Origin of the sequence: Streptomyces sp. NBC_01241 (genome assembly GCF_041435435.1) — a bacterium.
Lineage (GTDB): Bacteria > Actinomycetota > Actinomycetes > Streptomycetales > Streptomycetaceae > Streptomyces.
Map to the genome: position 1 here is coordinate 5,852,618 of NZ_CP108494.1, position 15,895 is coordinate 5,868,512.

Here is a 15,895-nt window from a genome sequence, read left to right on the forward strand (position 1 = left end):
TAACCCCCTGCGATGTGGTTCTTCGCGTGTGGAGCATGTGCCGGATGATGTGCACATGTAATGCGCCACTCTGGCGAGGAACCCCTCATGTAAGGGGCATGCATTCACCAAGAATCGACCAAGTGAGCGTGACAATGGGGTACTTGGTGTGGATCCTCCAAGATTACGCACGAGGGCGTATCGCACTCGTGTGCGCTGCCGGCCCAGGCGGAGGGTGCCGCGGGGCGGGGGACCGGCTTCCTGCCGGTGCCCGGCGGCGCCGAGGGCGGGGGCTACCCGAGATCCCTCACGAACGCCTGCCAGGCGCCCCGCCCGAACCCGATCACGGGCCCGGCGGCGCGCTTGCTGTCGCGGACGGGGACGAGGTGGGGGAGGTTGGTGGCGATCTCCACGCAGTCGCCCTGGCCGCCGCTGTAGCTGCTTGTGCGCCACGCCGCCCGGATCATGTCAGGTGCTGGACCTATGGCAGGGTCATTGCTGATGCTCCTTGGCGATGCGATGGATCAATGCGAGCGATTCCGTCTGCGGCAGTGCCGCTGTGCGCGCGTCGTCGAAAAGGGCGCGGTAACGGGCGACTTCGGGCTCCCGCTCCGTCCAGATGTTGCCGGTCGGAGTCTCCGACAGTGCCAGGTCGAGAGACGAAACCTGCGGAAAGCTGAGCAGTAGGTACGGACCGAACATACCTGAATGCGCCCCGCGTTCGAACGGCAGAACCTGGACGGTGAGCTCGATCTGGTCCCGAAAGGTGTCGCTGAGCACATCGGCGTACTGGTGCCACCAGCCGTCGCGCCGACGCCGGTTGGCCCTGCGCGTGAGGGCCTCCAGGCGCTCACGGGCAGCTTGATCAGTGACCCCATATGCCTTCATCAGTGCGACAAGATCAGGCGTAGGGACGGGAACGTGGCCATTATCTATGCGGCTGATCTTGCCCTTCGTGCAGTCCAGGCCTCCGCCGCGATGGCGGTGGTGAGGCCGGCGGCTCCGCGGAAGCGCCGAAGTTCGTCGCCGAGTTGGCGCCCGAGCACTGTGGAGGGGCGCGGGGCACTGCTCCGGCTGGAGGTGAGCGACGCGGGGGAGGGACGGCCACGGATGCGGCGCCCCGGCACGCTCGAAACGACCGGCCGCGGCCTCCAACTCGTCGACGCACTGGCGGACCGGTGGGGCGTGGACGAGCGGCGGGGCGGCATCGGGAAGACGGTCTGGGCGGAGCTGCTGGCTCCGGGAACCGTCCCCGTAGCCCTGCCCGTCGGTACGGAGGTCGCGGCGGTGACCGTACGGCCGGGACAGTCGGTACGCGCATGGGGTACCTGGCACACCGTTCGCAGCGTGCGCAGTGAGCGGTACGCGTCCGGCGGCCTCGCGGTCGTCATCGGGCTGGACGACGGCCCGGCCCTGCGGCTGCCCGCGTCGGAGCCCGTGACGGTGCGGACCGAGGACGGGGCGACGACGCGCGCGGGCCAGGTCTTCCCGTGCTGAGTGCGTGGTGGACCAGGCTCCGACGGCGCCGGGCTCGCTCGCTCACCCGCCCGGTCGAGTCGGGCCTCGTCATCTCGGACCGACGGCTGCGGGAAACGCCGACAGATCACCGACCGCACGTCTCCGCGCCTATGCTCGCTGGATGGAGCAGAGCGAAGTGGTGAAGCGTGTGGTGGGAATCCTCACGGAGGCGGGGGAGATCCGTCGGCTCCTCGAAGAGAACGTCGACCGTGACGACGTGGAAACCGACTCGAGCGTGGTGACCGCGCTCCTGAACGAGACGATGCCCCGGATCACGATCCCCGAGGATGCCTCGATCGAAGAGGTCGCGGTCCTGGTCGGCCGGGAGGTCGGCGGTGCGGTGGAGCAGCTGGTCGGCGCGTTCACGCTGGCCTTCGCGATGCTGGCCCAGGTGCACGACTCCGGGCAGACGGACGTGTCCTCCGCCGACGTACTGCAGGATCTGGCGCTGCGAGCGGAACAGATCGGTTCCGGCGGACCGGACGACCTGGACTCGTAGGCCGCGCCGTGGTCGCCCCGGGTCGGGCCGGCTCGTTTGCTGGCCCAGCGGACCGACCTGCTCGGTGTTCCCGTGACCGACGCGGGAACACCGGCAGGCCAGAACCGCTGTCGATGGGCGCGGGCGCAGAAGGTCAGGGGGCCCGGAGTACGGTCACTTCCGCGGCGGCCGCGAACTGCTGGCCGTTCACGGCGCTCAATGCGGTGAACCGTACGTAGCGAGCCTGCTGCGCGGCGAAGGTCACCTCCTTCTCATTCTTCGAGCCGCTGCAGGTGCCCGCGAAGACCTGGCGGAAGGACTCGTTGTCGTCGCTGATCTCTACGGTGAAGCGGGCCACGTCACCATTGGCGCCGCTGTCCTGGCGGGGCAGATAACGCAGACCCGAGACGGGCTGGGTGGTGCCGAGATCGAGGGTCAGCTGATGGGGCATCGGGGCGACGGAGGGGCTGTACGCCGTGTGCCACTTGGTGGCCGGGTTGCCGTCGATGGCGTTGGCGGCGCGGCCGTTCTCCGCGGCGGTCTCCTCGCTGTCCACTGAGGCGATCGTGATGCTCTTGCGATCGACCGGGACCTGGCCACTCAGGCCCGGCTTGATCGTTGCTGTGTCGGCGGCGTACGACCTGCCCTTGTCGGTGGTCAGGCGGGCGGTGTATGGGTACGCATCGGCGATCGCCGTGTCCGGGACGGTCACAGGGACGGTGACCGAGATCTGCCCCCCGCTGGGGACCGTGGGTACCTTGACCGCCGGAGCCGACCATCCGTCGGGCAGGTCGAGCCGAAGCTCGCCGCCCGTGAGGCGGTTCCGTTCCTGGTTGGTGACCATCACGGTGAAGCCGCTGGTCCGGCCCGCGGGAAGCGACTCCGGCGGGGTCACGGTGAGAGGCGCGCAGACGCCGTTCAGCCAGTCGTCGCCGAAGCGGGCGAAGGTGATCTTCTCGTAGGGGTGGGACGTACCGCGCTCGTAGAGCAGTCCGACGGAGCCGTCGCGAAGACGGGTGAGGGTGGAGTAGGCGGACGGGCCCGCCTCGACGGTGCGGCGGATCGGCCAGGTCCTGCCGTCGTCGCAGGACATCTTGACGGTGGTGTTGGCGCGGTCGGTGGTGCTCTCGTTGTTGCTGAAGAGCAGCTTGTGGGCCTCCGGACTGCGCGGCGCGGCATTGGGGTTCCAACGGATGACGGAACCGTTGTCACCCGGGTCGATCAGGTTCGGGTCGGCGTGCAGTCCGGACCAGGTGGCACCGCCGTCGGAAGAGTAGGCGACGAGGCGATGGGGGCTGGACCGGACGTTGAGCATGAGACGGCCGTCGGCCAGCTCCACGCTCTTGTTCTCGTCGGTGCCGGGGCCCACCAGCTCTCCCATGTGCCAGGTCTCACCGTGATCGTCGCTGTAGGCGCTGGCCGCCCAGTTGCCGTTCTTGTACCGGACGGAGTACTGCTGAACCAGTCGCCCCGCATACGGGCCACGCTTGATCTGGATGCCCTGGCCGCTGGCGGCGAACATGCCGCCCCAGGCGGGATCCTTGATCTCGTGGGTGATGCGGCGGTGCTTCCAGGTGCGGCCGTCGTCGTCGGAGTAGCTGTAATCGGCCTGGAGCACGTTCGGATCGTTCTCGTCCGTGCCGGTGGCGCTGCCGAAGTACCCCTGGTTCTGTCCGGCAGCGTAGAAGAGGAAGATCCGGCGGCTCTGTCGGTCGACGAGCAGGCTCGGGTCGCCGTAGCCGTGCGGGGACGGGTCCTTGCGGACGATCTGCTGCGACTGCCAGGTCCGGCCGTCGTCGGTGCTGCGCCGCAGCATGATGCCGATGTTGCTGGGCAGGTCGCCGAGGGTCGGGCGGGCGTCGTAGGCCGCCAGAACGGTTCCGGACTCCGTCGTGGTCAGCGCGGGAATGCGGTAGTAAGGGGAGCCGGTGCCTGCGGTCGCCAGGTCCTGCTGGGAGAGGGTCCCCGTGTCGGAATGCGCGGGCGCTGCCAATGCGGTGCCCGTCGCCAGTGCCAGGGCGACTGCTGCTGCCACGGTGGCCGGAGCGGTTCTCTTCATGCCGGAGATGCCTTCCTCGGAAGCGTACTGATGGGCGGCGGCCCTACTGGACTAGACATCAGATGTCGGAGGTCTGATGTCTCGGACCGTAGATGTGCCCCGGGTGCACGTCAATGGCTGGAACCGTGAAAGATCAGGGAATGTGGGGGAGTTGGTGGCGAGGGTGACACCGACGACGGAACGCGAGTCAGCCCTCTCTGACCGATGTGGTCGTGCCGTGAACAGCCCGGCAGCCCGGAGAGGCGTTCTGTTCGCCGCCGACCCTGCCGAGCACGGTTTCCTGGTCGACGAGCCGCACCGCGTCCGGGCCGGCGCCGGCCTCTTCGGCGGTCACGGCGAGGGCGACCGTGTTGGTTCCGCGGGCCTTGAGGAAGCCCGACGGGATGACGAACTCGCTCTACGGCCCGACGTTGTTGACGTATGGGCCTGTGTTCCATCCGTTGACGAAGATCTGGGCCCGGTACGTCGCCGCTCGCGCGGAGGCGTCCTCGATGCGCAGCCCCACCTCGGTGTCGGCGCCGCGGGCAGATCGAGGTCGACGGCGGTGCGATACCACCGCACACCGTATTGGCGGCATCCGGCTTTCCAGAATAATTTCTGCAAAAATACTTTTGGAGAGCCTCTGATGGTTCTACTCTCCCGTCATGGTCAGCGACGAGCAGAGACGCGTACTCGATCCCGAGCGGGACGCAGCAGCCCTGAAGGCCCTCACGCACCCGCTACGTATCCGGCTGCTCGGGTTGCTGCGGCAGGACGGCCCAGCAACCGCGAGTGAACTCGCGGTCAGGACCGGGGAGTCATCCGCTTCCACCAGCTATCACCTGCGGGTTCTGGCGAAGTACGCGTTCGTCGCCGAGGCCGAACACCGTGACGGGCGGGAGCGCCGCTGGCAGGCGGTGCACGCCGTGACTTCCTGGAGCAGCAAGGCGATGGAGGACTCGCCGGGCAGCCGCGCCTACGTCAGCTTGTCGCGCAGGGCCCAGATCGAGCACCTGGAGGCTTCTCTCGTCCGGCACGAGGCCGACATCGCCGATGGGCGGCTGGGACAGGAGTGGGTGGAACCGTCCGGGATCAGCGACCTGATGCCCCGTCTGACCCCCGAGTCGCTCACCGAACTCTGGGACGTGCTCGATCGGAAGCTGGAGGAACTGACCACCCGCGATGCAGAAGATCCGCGCGCTGCGCAGGTCATACTCCTCACCGCCGGATTGCCCTTGGCGCCGCGCGGCCCCGGCACTGAGGCCGACACCTCTGCCCCTGCGGGGACAGATGCCGAGGACGCGTCATGACCGGCCCGCTGGACATACGCACCGCACGCCGCCGCTACATCACGGTCTGCGTTCTGTTCTGTCTGCCGCTGGGGCTGAGCATCGCTCCCCAGATCCTGCTGTTCACCGAGCGCGGCATGACCATGGCGGCCATCGCGGGCTTTTTCGCCGCGCACTCCCTCACCGCCGCCGCGCTGGAACTGCCCACCGGAGGACTGTCCGACGTCCTCGGACGCCGCGCTGTTCTGGCCTCCGCCGGCCTGCTGAACCTGGCCGCGTTGATCCTCGTGGGTCTGGGCACCGCCCCCTGGCTGCTCGGCCTCGGCATGGCTCTGGTGGGCGCGGGCCGTGCCCTGTCCAGCGGACCGGCCGAAGCCTGGTACGTCGACACCGTCCAGGCGCACTCCGGCCCCGACGCCGAACTGCACACCGGGCTGGCCCGCGGCGGCACCGCGACATCCGCCGCCCTCGCCACCGGCACCCTGCTCGGCGGTGCCCTTCCCTGGCTGCTCGGACTCGGCCCCGACCTCGGCGCCCGACTGAGCGAGGCAACGTCCGAGCTGGTGCTGCCCCTTTCCGTTCCGATGCTGCTCGGCGCAGCAGTAGAAATAGCCTTCGTGCTGTATGTCCTGACCGCTCTGCGGGAGCCGCCCCGACCGGCGGCCACCTTGCGCGTGGTACTCCGAGGGATCCCGGCCACCGTCGTGGGCGGACTGCGGCTGGGGGGCCACGATGCGCTGATCCGCCGGGTGCTCCTCAGCGCAGGGGCCGCCGGCAGCGCCCTGGTCGCGATCGAACTGCTCACGCCGGGTCGTGCCGCGGCCCTCACGGGCGCGTCGGAGTCGGGGGCGGTGCTCTTTGCCGCACTCGCCTGCGCAGGATTCATCTGCTCGGGTATCGGCAGCCACCTCTCACCGCTGACCGCGCGGCTTGCGGGCAGTGGCGAGCGTGCGGTCATGGTCAGCCTCGGCGCGAGCGCGAGCGGCATGCTTCTGCTCGGCGTCACCGCGGCGTTCACAGGAGTGGGCTCCATGGTCCTCGCGGCCATCGGCTACGGCCTGGTCTACCTCGGGCTCGGCGCATCCGGGCCGAGTGAGAACGACCTCTTGCACCACCGTGTCACACGTTCGGGCCGGGCCACCGCGCTGTCCGTCCAGTCTCTCGCTCTGCAACTGGTGGGAGCGCTCACGGGCTTGGTTATCGGTGTCCTTCCGTCAGGTCCGCTGCCGTGGCTGCTGGGAGGCACCGCACTGCTTGCAGGAGCTCTCCTGTGGATGCACCGCAGCGGGCCCACACCCCCGACTCCGGCGGCAACGCCTCAGCCACACCCGCACACTGTGTCGTCCTCCCCGAGCGCCGTCGGCTCCGACCCTCATCACCAACATGCCGATCAGTAGCGCCGGGACCAACAATCCGAAGACCGCGCAAGCGCATGGGTGACCGAAGGGTGCCGCGCCTGTTCGCGAACACACGGCCCGTTCGCGCGGCAGTGTCGCCGCCACCGCTCGCCGCCGGCCGGTTCGTGCGGAGCCGCGCCGTTCACGACCGCCGGACCGAGTCCTGGGGTGGGGCAGGCCATACCGCAGGTCCTCGGCCTGGAGGGATGGTTCGAGCAGAGAACGGGCTTCTACGGTGGTGCCATGCGCTCACGCAACGTGTGGCAGGCCATGGCCCGACCCGGTTACCTGCTCTCCGCCTGGCCCTGGCGGTCGGCCGGATATCTGCTCAGCAGCGCGCCGGTCGGCATTGTGGTGCTGCTGGCGATCGTCATCGGGGTGTCGGTGGGCAGTGCGCTCGCCATCGTGCTGATCGGGCTGCCACTGCTCGCGCTGCTGGCGTTCACCGGAGTGCCGGTGGCCGCGTTGGAGCGCCGCAGGCTGCGGCTGGTCGACAGCAGGCCCGCCCCCACCCCGCACCACGAACCGGCCGAACCGGGGCTCCTGCCCTGGGCCCGGACCCGCTTCCGCGAGCAGGCGACCTGGCGGGAACTGGGCTACGCGCTGGCGTTCGCGACTCTGCTGTGGCCGCTGGACCTGCTGGCGGTCGGAATGGCGCTGAGCGTGCCGCTGGGCCTGCTGGCGACGCCCGTGATGATGGCCATGCTCTATGACGGCACCGAGGCACCCGTACTCAAGCTCTGGACGGTGACCTCCTGGCCGGAGGCGATCGGCGTCGCGTTCGTGGGGCTGCCGATGCTCGGGGTGTGCGGATACGTGCTCGGCGTGGTGGCCGTCGCACGCGCGGAACTGACCCGGATGCTCATCGCCCCCCGGGAGCCGGAACTGGGGGAGCGGGTCACCGAACTCGTGCGTTCCCGAGCCCGGTTGGTCGATGCCTTCGAGGCGGAGCGCCGCCGGATCGAACGCGACCTCCACGACGGTGCGCAACAGCGCCTGGTCGCCCTCACCATGACGCTCGGCCTGGCCCGCCTCGACGCCTCGCCCGGCCCCCTCGCGGACCAGCTCGCGAAGGCCCACTGCGAAGCGGGCACGGCCCTCGCCGAACTCCGCGACCTGATCCAGGGCATCCACCCCAAGGTCCTGGCCGACCGCGGCCTCGGCGAGGCGATCGCCGACGCGGCCGACCGGTCAGCCGTCCCCGTGGACGTGGGCATCGACCTGCCCGGACGCCTGTCCGAAGCGGTCGAGGCCGCCGCGTACTTCGTGGTCTGCGAGGCGCTGGCGAACGTCGGCAAGCACAGCGGGGCGAGCCGCGCCGAAGTGACCGGCCGTCACGAGGACGGCCGCCTGACCGTCGAAGTGCGCGACGACGGCCGCGGCGGAGCGGACGCCGGTAAGGGCACCGGACTGACCGGACTCTCGGACCGGGTGTCCGTACTGGATGGCAGACTTGCGCTGTCCAGCCCGCCCGGCGGACCGACCCTGCTGCGTATGGAGATTCCTTGCGAGTGGACCGAGACCGAGCGCTCCGCGTAGTGCTGGCCGAGGACAGCGTGCTGCTGCGCGAAGGGCTGATCGGCCTGCTCGGCCGGTTCGGACACGAGGTCGTCGCAGCGGTCGGTGACGCCGACGCCCTGGTGGCGGCGGCCACCGAGCACGGACCCGACATCGTCGTCACCGACGTCCGGATGCCGCCGGGCTTCCAGGACGAAGGCCTCCACGCGGCCGTACGCCTGCGCACCGACCGGCCCGCGCTCCCGGTCCTCGTCCTCAGCCAGTACGTCCAGCGCACGTACGCCTCGGAGTTGCTCGACTCCGGGGACGGCTCGGGCATCGGCTACCTGCTCAAGGACCGGGTCGGCCAGGTCGAGGAGTTCCAGACCGCCCTCCAGGACGTCGCGGCGGGCGGCACGGTCGTCGACCCCGAAGTCGTACGCCAGCTGCTGCGCCGCCGCCGCGATCCCCTGGAGCGCCTGACGGCCCGCGAACGCGAGGTGCTCGGCCTGGTGGCGGAGGGCAAGTCCAACGCGGCGATCGCACGCCAACTGGTCGCCTCCGAGGCGGCGGTGGGCAAGCACATCGGCTCGATCCGCGCGAAACTGGACCTGCCCCCGGCGGACGACACGCACCGACGGGTGCTGGCAGTGCTGGCGTTCCTGCGCTCGTGAGGCCCGACGCGTCCACGACCGGCGAACGTCGGCGCGCGCACCTTTACTCCGGACAGCTGGCCCAGCCCCTCGGACACGCCGCCGATACGGCGACGTCGCAGCACCCTCCGCAAGGCTGGGACAAGCCCCTGCGGGTCCCCCGCCGGGCACCGTTCAGCAGCCCGTACGGAGGAGCTCGATGCACCGTCGTCCCGCCACCACCCTGACCGCCGCCGCTCTCGCCCTGCCTCTGACGCTCGGCGTGGCCGCCTCCCCGGCCTCGGCCGCCCCCGCCGACAAACCCCAGGTCCTGAGCAGGTTCACGCAGACCCGCGCGAGCAGCTACCACGCCTGGCTGGCCGCCCGCCGGAATCAGTCCGCGTGGAGCGCGTACGGCTTCGACTGGTCCACCGACTACTGCACGGCCGCCCCCGACAACCCCTTCGGCATCCCCTTCCAGAACTCCTGCGCCCGCCACGACTTCGGCTACCGGAACTACAAGGCCGCCGGCACCTTCACCGCCAACAAGGCCCGCCTGGACAACGCCTTCTACGCCGACCTCAAGCGCGTCTGCGCCAACTACCGGGGCCTGAAGAAGAATGCCTGCGCCGCCGCTGCCTGGACCTACCACAAGGCCGCCGACGAATTCGGCTCCGCCGCTTTTCCCATCGCGGTCACGCGCTGAACCTGCGTGAGCACGGATCGCGGACCGGGGCTCGCCGGAGGCGGCGTCACGGTCGGTTCGATGGTCGACCGGACATAGATCCGAGTGGTGCCGGGCCTGAATTCGTGCACGAACAGGTCGATGCAACGCTGAAGGTACTTGCCTTCAGGAGAGTCGAGTTCGTCGGGGCAAAGGCTGGTCTTCCGCAGTCCTTGGACGAACGTCTCCGGCTCGGCCAGCCCAAGATGGGCGAAGGCAGCAGCAGGCCGGTATTCCTTTTTCTCGGGATGAAAGTTCCCGATCATCTTGGTGCCTTCCCGGACAAGCCGGCCCGTGTTGGCTTCAGCCTCCTCGCTGGGCAGAACGAAGGACAGCAATCCGGTGTCGTAGCGCTGCCCGACCTTGTAGCCCGCGCGCCGGTCCGATGCCGTCTCCGGGATACGGATGCCCATCTGCCCGCTCATCCAGGCCGGGGTGGCTCCTTCCTTCCAACAGCAGTTCATCTCCTGGTCCGACAGGTCCGACGACACATCGTCGGCGACGCAGGCGACCACGCCGATCGCGGCGGCGACGCAGGCGACGAAGACCAGAGCGATATCGACGGCGACCGGCAGCCGACGGTGACGCGCGGGCTGCTCGTCGGCAGCGATCTCGCTGGAGCTGTTCATCGGGTGGATCTCTATCGCCCTTCCTGCTGCTCGCGGCCGGGGTCTGTGCGGTCACCCCTGCCCGCCATGTCAGTCTTCTCCTGTCGCATATCCCAGCTGCCCACTGTGTAGCTGGGATATCCTGAACAGTTCTGTCAGCAACGGCTGTTGGGAGCGGAATGGGTAGCAGCGTGCAGGGAATGCCTCTCGAGGTGCAGCACATCAGGAAGGCGTTGCTTCGGGAGTTCCAAGGTCTGATCTCCATGGATGACTTTGAGAAGAAGGATCCCAAAGAGCGCGAGACGGCGCTGCTGTCGAGGGCTGTGTCTGCCAAGGCGGCCCGGATTCTCGCCGACTGCACTCCGGAGGAGGCGGCGGCCGGGGTCATCGATGGCCGTGACGACTTCGGGATCGACTGTGTTGCGTTCTCTGCGTCGGGTTCCGAAATCTGGTTGATCCAGGCGAAGTGGAGAGACAAGGGGACGGCCGGCTTCGATACGGAGGCTGCCCTCAAACTGGTGCACGGGCTGAAGAAGCTCGACAACCGCGACCTCGACCACTTCAACGAGAGGCTGCAACTTCTCTCCGACCGTGTCCACGGCGTCCTTCAGCTGCCCACCTGCAAGGTGAACCTGGTCATCGCGCTCATGGGAGATGGCCGTCTGTCTCAGGAGACCCGCGACATACTCGACGAGGCGGCGCGCGAGTTCGGCGGGCTCGGGCGGACCGTTGCATATCGGGTGGTAAATCAGGCCAACTTCCACAGGGCGATCCGGGAGGATCTGGAGCCCCAGCCGATCACACTCAAGGCAACCATGAACCGGGAGTGGTATACCCGCGACACTCCCTTCAAAGCTGTGATCGGCGAGGTCAGCGCCGACCAGCTGGCGCGCTGGTACGGGGGCAAGGGGGAGGGCGAGGGGCATGGCGAGCGCCTCTACGACCGCAACGTGCGTCGATCGCTCGGGCTGACAGGGGTCAACCAGACCATGGTCGACTCGATGCTGGAGGACCCCGAGGGCTTTCTCTACCGCCACAACGGCATCACCGTGCAGTGCGACGAGATCGCGCAGGAATACCCCTTCAAGAGAGCGGTGGGGCAGCCGACCGTCCTCACCCTGACCAACGCCAGCGTCGTCAATGGCGCGCAGACGGTCACCTCCGCATTCCGGGCGTACGAGAAGAACGCCGATCTTGTGGCAGAGGCATACGTCATCGTGCGGATCATCTCTTTGGACGGAACGCCGGAGGGGTTCGGCCGGTCCATCACCAAGGCCACCAACACCCAGAACCACATGGAGCGCCGGGACTTCATCGCCATCGACCCCGTCCAGAGCGAGATCCAGAAGGATTTCCGACTGTCCCTCGACAAGGAGTACGTGTTCCGGCGGGGCGAGCTGGACCCCGCACCCGAGTCGGGCTGCTCGGTCACGGAGGCTGCGACGGCCCTTGCCTGCATGCACCGGGACTCGTCGCTCGCCGTCCGGGTGAAAGGCTCCACCAATGCTCTGTGGAGCGAAGGGCAGGGCGGCGCCTACACCCGCCTCTTCGGACAACAACCGAGCGCCCAGCAGGTGTGGCGTGCCGTCCAGGTGTTCCGGCTGGTACGTGACGAACTGACGACAACGCGAGCGAAGCTCAGCGGGCGTCCGGCCGCGGTGGCGGACAGCGGTGCGCTCCTCGTCGCCCACTTGGTCTTCCAGCGTATTGGCCGGGAACGGTTCGACGAGTCCGAGGGTGAATGGGAGAACACGCTCGCTGAGACTCCGGACCAGGTGCGGGCCGTGCTGGCCTGTCTCATCAGCATGGTTGACACCCTCTTCAACAACAAGAGCTTCATCACCAGCACCTTCGCGAATGAGGAACGCTGTGCGCGGCTGGCCGTGGCCGTGCTCGGGACACTCGATCGGGGGGTCGGACCTGACTCCCCGATGAACCTCAAGGCCCTGATGGAGACGTCCGGCCGGAAGCGCCAACGACGACCCCAGACGGTGCGCCTGCTGGTCGACCACGACGCCATCGAGGAGGGCACTCGCTTGGAATACGCCCCCAGCGCCGTGGAGGAGCTCGCCATCGGCGCATGGCTCGACGCCGATCCGCGCCGCCGTCGCGCGAGCTGGGTGAACGACCGCAAGACACCGCTTCTCTGGGAGGCCGACGGCCGGCGCTACTCGCCCACCGGGCTGGTTTCCCAGATGTGGAATGCAGCCGACTGGAAGGAACAGTGGAGCGCGGTTCAGGGCCCCAAGCAGTGGCGGGTTCCGGGAGAAGGGACGCTGGTAGAAATTGCCGAGCGGCTCTGGCAGCGGATCTCCGATGGGGAGGAGCTGCTGGAGGAGGACGTGCCGTAGCCGCGCGGGGCTGGTGAACAGGGGCAGGAGCCTGCGCCTGGTCGATCACGTGCTGCTTCCCCCGGGTGGGCTGGGCAGCTCGGCCCAGACGACTTTTCCGGACGGAAAGCGGGGCTCGACGCCCCAACGGGAGGCGAGCACACCCACGAGGAGCAGCCCCCGCCCCTGCTCACTGTCCGGGCACGGCTTCGGTACCGGGGCGGGATGTCGCTCGCCCCGGCAGTCGGCTACCTCGATCCGGAGAGTGCCAGGTGCGCCCTCCGGACGAGTAGTCAGTGTCATCGCGAGCAGGAAATCCCGCCCTCGCACGTGGCCGTGAGTGACGGCGTTCGAAGCGAGCTCGGCAACGACGTGTGCGGCAGCCGCCATCGGGTCGCTGTCCCTGCCCCACCCCCATCTCGCCAGTTGCTCGACCGCGAGCAGGCGGGCAAGACGCGCCCCGCGCCGTGTCGCGCTGAACTGCTGGTGGAAGTGCGCTGGGTGAGGTGCAAGGAGAGACACAAGAGGACTGCTACGGATTTCGTCTTTCACGTGACAGAGAGTGTCCGGTTGGTCGTACGCTGACCAGAGGAACCACCGGTACGGCACGCGCCTGTACCGCTGCTGAGGGTTGCGTGTCCGTGTTGACGAGAGTAACCGGGCGGTGCGCGGGCGGGTTGGGGGATAAGTGATGACATCAGGGTCCCGCCAGGGCGACAGCGAAGGCCGCCCCGATGCGTCGGCGGAGGAAACAGACGGTCTCGTCGACTTGAACCGAGCTGTGGGCAAGCAGGTCAAGTTGCTGCGGGAACGGGCCGGCCTCACCCAGAAGGAATTGGGTGACCGCCTTGGGTACGGCGAGGACCTCGTCTCGTCCTTGGAGCGGGGCCGCAGAACGCCACAACCGGAGTTCTTGGACGCAGCGGACGATCTGCTCGGTGGCGGAGGGCTGCTGAAGGCGACCAAGGACGACGTGTCGCGGGCAAAAGCCAAGGCGAGGGTGCGGCATCCGGCGTGGTTCCGGGACTACGCGCGGCTGGAGGCGGAGGCCGTCGAGGTCAACTTCTACAACAACCACGACATTCCGGGGCTCTTTCAGACCGAACGGCGCACTCGCGCGTTATATGAGATGCGCAAACCGCTACTTGACGAAGAGACGATCGACCGGCGAGTGGCGTCAAGAATGGACCGCCAGCAGATTCTGACGCGTTGGCCTCCGCCCATCGTGACCGCTGTGGTGGAAGAAGTGGTACTGCGGCGGCCTGTCGGAGGGCTGGAGGTACACAAGGAGCAGTTGGAGCGACTGCTTGGGCTTGGTGAGCTGCGCACCGTCGAGTTGCAAGTGATGCCCACGAACCGGATCGAACATGCTGGCATGGGAGGCCCGTTCACCTTGCTCACGCCCAAAGGGAAACCGCAAGTGGGGTACACGGAAGTGCAGAACGTTGCACGACTGGCTACAGACGTTGACGAGGTTCGTATCCTGGCCGCACGCTACGGCAGCATCAGGGCTCAGGCTCTCACCCCGAGCGAGTCCATGACCCTGATCGAGAGGATTCATACAAACGATGAGTACTGAGAGCTCCCGACGGCTTGTCTGGCGCAAGAGCAGCTACAGCGGCAACGAGGGGGGAGAGTGCATCGAAGTAGCCGTCACTCCGGCAGGCGTGTACGTACGCGATTCTAAGGACACACGCCGACCACATCTCTCTGTACGGTCTGCTGGCTGGGCCTCGTTCGTGCAATTCGCGGCTGAAGGCTGAGCAGCCGCGGCTGACCACCGTGCGCGCGGGGAGGGGCCGTTGGGTTCACGCTCGAACCCCAACGACGCCTCCCCGCGAACGTCGCGACTACGGCAAGGCCTCCGCCACCTTGCGGAAGTGTGCGGCTGCCTCGTCGAGTTGGGACGCGACTTCGAAGGCGATCTCTTTCGGGGAGCCGAAGTCCTCAACGTCCGGGGCGAGGTAGGCCGGTAGGTCGAGGTTCGTCTTCGGGCGGTCCAGCAGGTCGTTCACCGGATAGCGGCGGAAACGCTTCGACTTGGTCCGTGCGGCGAAGCCGTCCGCAGGCAGGCAGGCGGCGATGAAGTCGTCGAAGTCTTCTTCGGTCACAGGGTTGCCCGTGTCCGTGTGGTGGTTTCCGGTGCGGGCGTCGTACACCCACAAGTCGCCCGTGACGGCCTTCTGATCCGGCCTGGGGGTGGACACGGTGAAGAAGAGAATGTTCGACTTCACGCCCTTGCGGTGGAACAGCCCGGTGGGCAGGCGAAGAAGCGTGTGCACATCGCAGTTCTTCAGCAGGGCCCGGCGGACGGTGGCCGCGGCGCCACTGCCGAACAGGACCCCGTCGGGTACGAACACAGCAGCTCGCGTGTCCTTGGGCAGGGTGACCATCAGGTGCTGGAGGAAGTTCGTGGGGAAGTCCCCGTAGGCCAGGAAATCGTCCCGCATGGTTGAGTCCGGCACCACGCCGTTGCTCTTGAACGGTGGGTTGCAGATCGCCACGGTGGGGTTGACGCCGGACTCGGCCCGTACGATCGGAAACTTTCGCGTGAGCGTGTCCGCGAGCCGCACCGGGGCCGGGTCGGAGAAGGGGCGCACCGTGTTCAGCAGGATGTTCATCGTGGCGAGCCGGCACATCTGCGGGTCCAGATCGGCACCGGCGATCGCGGAGCGGTCATGGGACTGCATCGCCTTGTGTGCCGCTATGAGTGTCGTTCCGGTGCCGCATGCCGGGTCAATGACGATGTCGTCCGGGCCCACGCCGAGCACCTTGTTGACGGCATTCAGGACAGGGACAGGGGTCAACGTCTGACCCGTATCGATCTTGCGGTCGATGTCCTCGGCGCAGTCACGCAGCATCGAGGAGAAGGCCTGACCCAGTTCGGCTTGGGGGGCGGTCCGCCACTGGTAAGGATCGATCTCGTCGGTAATCAGCTTGGCGAGCTCGGCCATACGGTCGAGGGGCCAGGGCTGCGCGTCGCGGAAGACCATGCTTGCGGTCTGCTGGCCGGGGTGGTCGACCAGGGCCTGGTCGCCTAGTTTCTTCATGAGGGAGGAGAGCCCGGTGTGCAGGGCCTCACCGCTGAGCAGCACCAGGTTCGGCCAGGCGTCGACAGGTGCTACCGGCTTCCGGGCGAACTTGCTGGAACGGTTGGCGCGTTCGTGGTCCAGCTTGAGGAAGAGCAGATAGCCGATGTGCTCCACGAACTGGAGTTGGGTGATGGCGCGGGTGCTGGTCTTTTCGCGGTAGAACTTCCAGAGCCGTGCGGTGATACTCGCCTCTGTCCAGGAGCTCTCCGGCGGAATACCCGTTCCCGCTGCCGAACCGTTGCTTTGGCCGAACCCGTTGACCATGTGTCACCCAGTCCCTGTGTCAGTACCGGTGAGCCTTCTGGGGCCGTAC

Annotated in this window: 18 protein-coding genes; 10 read left to right on the forward strand and 8 right to left on the reverse strand. The window is 67.9% G+C overall.

Annotated elements, in window-relative coordinates:
• Window positions 1–272 precede the first annotated feature (272 nt).
• Together OG306_RS26355 and OG306_RS26360 are read right to left on the reverse strand one after the other, a co-directional pair.
• A complete protein-coding gene (locus OG306_RS26355) occupies window positions 273–446 on the reverse strand; it encodes a DUF397 domain-containing protein (protein ID WP_266748549.1) in 174 nt (57 codons plus the stop codon).
• A gap of 25 nt (window positions 447–471) precedes the next feature.
• Window positions 472–759: a Scr1 family TA system antitoxin-like transcriptional regulator gene (locus OG306_RS26360; protein ID WP_323187804.1), complete on the reverse strand. Its 288-nt coding sequence runs from the start codon at window positions 757–759 to the stop codon at window positions 472–474.
• A gap of 330 nt (window positions 760–1,089) precedes the next feature.
• Here OG306_RS26360 and OG306_RS26365 point away from each other — a divergent pair, with 330 nt between their 5' ends.
• Entirely contained in the window at window positions 1,090–1,476 is a 387-nt protein-coding gene (locus OG306_RS26365; protein WP_266905438.1) for a hypothetical protein, read from the forward strand.
• A gap of 142 nt (window positions 1,477–1,618) precedes the next feature.
• Window positions 1,619–1,996: a hypothetical protein gene (locus OG306_RS26370; protein ID WP_266748552.1), complete on the forward strand. Its 378-nt coding sequence runs from the start codon at window positions 1,619–1,621 to the stop codon at window positions 1,994–1,996.
• 133 nt (window positions 1,997–2,129) lie between these two features.
• Here the strand turns inward: OG306_RS26370 and OG306_RS26375 are convergent, their stop codons facing one another.
• The 3 genes from OG306_RS26375 to OG306_RS26385 form a co-directional block, all read right to left on the reverse strand.
• On the reverse strand, window positions 2,130–4,034 hold the full coding sequence (locus OG306_RS26375) for an exo-alpha-sialidase (protein ID WP_371665667.1): 1,905 nt from the start codon (window positions 4,032–4,034) through the stop codon (window positions 2,130–2,132).
• 187 nt (window positions 4,035–4,221) lie between these two features.
• On the reverse strand, window positions 4,222–4,368 hold the full coding sequence (locus OG306_RS26380; RefSeq protein WP_266905436.1) for a hypothetical protein: 147 nt from the start codon (window positions 4,366–4,368) through the stop codon (window positions 4,222–4,224).
• 63 nt (window positions 4,369–4,431) lie between these two features.
• Complete coding sequence (locus OG306_RS26385; RefSeq protein WP_266748554.1) at window positions 4,432–4,611, reverse strand: beta galactosidase jelly roll domain-containing protein; 180 nt, start codon at window positions 4,609–4,611, stop codon at window positions 4,432–4,434.
• Window positions 4,612–4,678: 67 nt separating this feature from the next.
• On the opposite strand from OG306_RS26385, the gene OG306_RS26390 reads away from it, so the two are divergent.
• The 5 genes from OG306_RS26390 (at window position 4,679) to OG306_RS26410 (ending at window position 9,534) form a co-directional block, all read left to right on the forward strand.
• Window positions 4,679–5,323, forward strand: a complete 645-nt coding sequence (locus tag OG306_RS26390; protein ID WP_266748555.1) for a helix-turn-helix domain-containing protein — start codon at window positions 4,679–4,681, stop codon at window positions 5,321–5,323.
• On the forward strand, window positions 5,320–6,699 hold the full coding sequence (locus OG306_RS26395) for an MFS transporter (protein ID WP_266748556.1): 1,380 nt from the start codon (window positions 5,320–5,322) through the stop codon (window positions 6,697–6,699). Before OG306_RS26390 ends, OG306_RS26395 begins: the two co-directional genes overlap by 4 nt.
• A 243-nt stretch (window positions 6,700–6,942) precedes the next feature.
• Window positions 6,943–8,238: a sensor histidine kinase gene (locus OG306_RS26400; RefSeq protein ID WP_266748557.1), complete on the forward strand. Its 1,296-nt coding sequence runs from the start codon at window positions 6,943–6,945 to the stop codon at window positions 8,236–8,238.
• Window positions 8,238–8,870 (forward strand): response regulator, encoded by a 633-nt coding sequence (locus OG306_RS26405; protein ID WP_371666273.1) that lies wholly within the window; start codon window positions 8,238–8,240, stop codon window positions 8,868–8,870. Before OG306_RS26400 ends, OG306_RS26405 begins: the two co-directional genes overlap by 1 nt.
• A 178-nt stretch (window positions 8,871–9,048) precedes the next feature.
• Window positions 9,049–9,534, forward strand: coding sequence for a phospholipase (locus tag OG306_RS26410; protein ID WP_266748560.1), 486 nt, complete (start codon window positions 9,049–9,051; stop codon window positions 9,532–9,534).
• Here OG306_RS26410 and OG306_RS26415 read toward each other — a convergent pair.
• Window positions 9,474–10,181 carry a hypothetical protein gene (locus OG306_RS26415; protein WP_266748561.1) on the reverse strand — a complete coding sequence of 236 codons (708 nt, stop codon included), beginning with the start codon at window positions 10,179–10,181 and terminating at the stop codon, window positions 9,474–9,476. The two genes, OG306_RS26410 and OG306_RS26415, sit on opposite strands and share 61 nt — an antisense overlap.
• A gap of 179 nt (window positions 10,182–10,360) precedes the next feature.
• Here OG306_RS26415 and OG306_RS26420 point away from each other — a divergent pair, with 179 nt between their 5' ends.
• On the forward strand, window positions 10,361–12,511 hold the full coding sequence (locus OG306_RS26420; protein ID WP_371665668.1) for an AIPR family protein: 2,151 nt from the start codon (window positions 10,361–10,363) through the stop codon (window positions 12,509–12,511).
• A gap of 45 nt (window positions 12,512–12,556) precedes the next feature.
• Here the strand turns inward: OG306_RS26420 and OG306_RS26425 are convergent, their stop codons facing one another.
• The gene (locus OG306_RS26425) at window positions 12,557–13,099 is read right to left on the reverse strand and encodes an ATP-binding protein (RefSeq protein WP_371665669.1); all 543 of its coding nucleotides are present in this window, start codon (window positions 13,097–13,099) and stop codon (window positions 12,557–12,559) included.
• A gap of 82 nt (window positions 13,100–13,181) precedes the next feature.
• Between OG306_RS26425 and OG306_RS26430 the strand changes: the two genes are divergently transcribed.
• On the forward strand, window positions 13,182–14,069 hold the full coding sequence (locus OG306_RS26430) for a helix-turn-helix domain-containing protein (RefSeq protein ID WP_266748564.1): 888 nt from the start codon (window positions 13,182–13,184) through the stop codon (window positions 14,067–14,069).
• On the forward strand, window positions 14,059–14,253 hold the full coding sequence (locus OG306_RS26435; protein ID WP_266748565.1) for a DUF397 domain-containing protein: 195 nt from the start codon (window positions 14,059–14,061) through the stop codon (window positions 14,251–14,253). The genes OG306_RS26430 and OG306_RS26435 overlap by 11 nt, the downstream gene beginning before the upstream one ends.
• An 87-nt stretch (window positions 14,254–14,340) precedes the next feature.
• Here OG306_RS26435 and OG306_RS26440 read toward each other — a convergent pair whose 3' ends face one another.
• Window positions 14,341–15,846 (reverse strand): HsdM family class I SAM-dependent methyltransferase, encoded by a 1,506-nt coding sequence (locus OG306_RS26440; protein ID WP_266748566.1) that lies wholly within the window; start codon window positions 15,844–15,846, stop codon window positions 14,341–14,343.
• Between the last annotated feature and the right edge of the window lie 49 nt (window positions 15,847–15,895).

Bases quoted from the DNA above. Each gene is read 5' to 3' on its own strand.
- OG306_RS26355 (WP_266748549.1), bottom strand. From the start codon at position 446: ATGATCCGGGCGGCGTGGCGCACAAGCAGCTACAGCGGCGGCCAGGGC.
- OG306_RS26385 (WP_266748554.1), bottom strand. From the start codon at position 4,611: ATGCCGCCAATACGGTGTGCGGTGGTATCGCACCGCCGTCGACCTCGA.
- OG306_RS26415 (WP_266748561.1), bottom strand. From the start codon at position 10,181: ATGAACAGCTCCAGCGAGATCGCTGCCGACGAGCAGCCCGCGCGTCAC.
- OG306_RS26390 (WP_266748555.1), top strand. From the start codon at position 4,679: ATGGTCAGCGACGAGCAGAGACGCGTACTCGATCCCGAGCGGGACGCA.
- OG306_RS26410 (WP_266748560.1), top strand. From the start codon at position 9,049: ATGCACCGTCGTCCCGCCACCACCCTGACCGCCGCCGCTCTCGCCCTG.
- OG306_RS26395 (WP_266748556.1), top strand. From the start codon at position 5,320: ATGACCGGCCCGCTGGACATACGCACCGCACGCCGCCGCTACATCACG.
- OG306_RS26430 (WP_266748564.1), top strand. From the start codon at position 13,182: ATGACATCAGGGTCCCGCCAGGGCGACAGCGAAGGCCGCCCCGATGCG.
- OG306_RS26400 (WP_266748557.1), top strand. From the start codon at position 6,943: ATGCGCTCACGCAACGTGTGGCAGGCCATGGCCCGACCCGGTTACCTG.
- OG306_RS26435 (WP_266748565.1), top strand. From the start codon at position 14,059: ATGAGTACTGAGAGCTCCCGACGGCTTGTCTGGCGCAAGAGCAGCTAC.
- OG306_RS26440 (WP_266748566.1), bottom strand. From the start codon at position 15,846: ATGGTCAACGGGTTCGGCCAAAGCAACGGTTCGGCAGCGGGAACGGGT.
- OG306_RS26375 (WP_371665667.1), bottom strand. From the start codon at position 4,034: ATGAAGAGAACCGCTCCGGCCACCGTGGCAGCAGCAGTCGCCCTGGCA.
- OG306_RS26365 (WP_266905438.1), top strand. From the start codon at position 1,090: ATGCGGCGCCCCGGCACGCTCGAAACGACCGGCCGCGGCCTCCAACTC.
- OG306_RS26420 (WP_371665668.1), top strand. From the start codon at position 10,361: ATGCCTCTCGAGGTGCAGCACATCAGGAAGGCGTTGCTTCGGGAGTTC.
- OG306_RS26370 (WP_266748552.1), top strand. From the start codon at position 1,619: ATGGAGCAGAGCGAAGTGGTGAAGCGTGTGGTGGGAATCCTCACGGAG.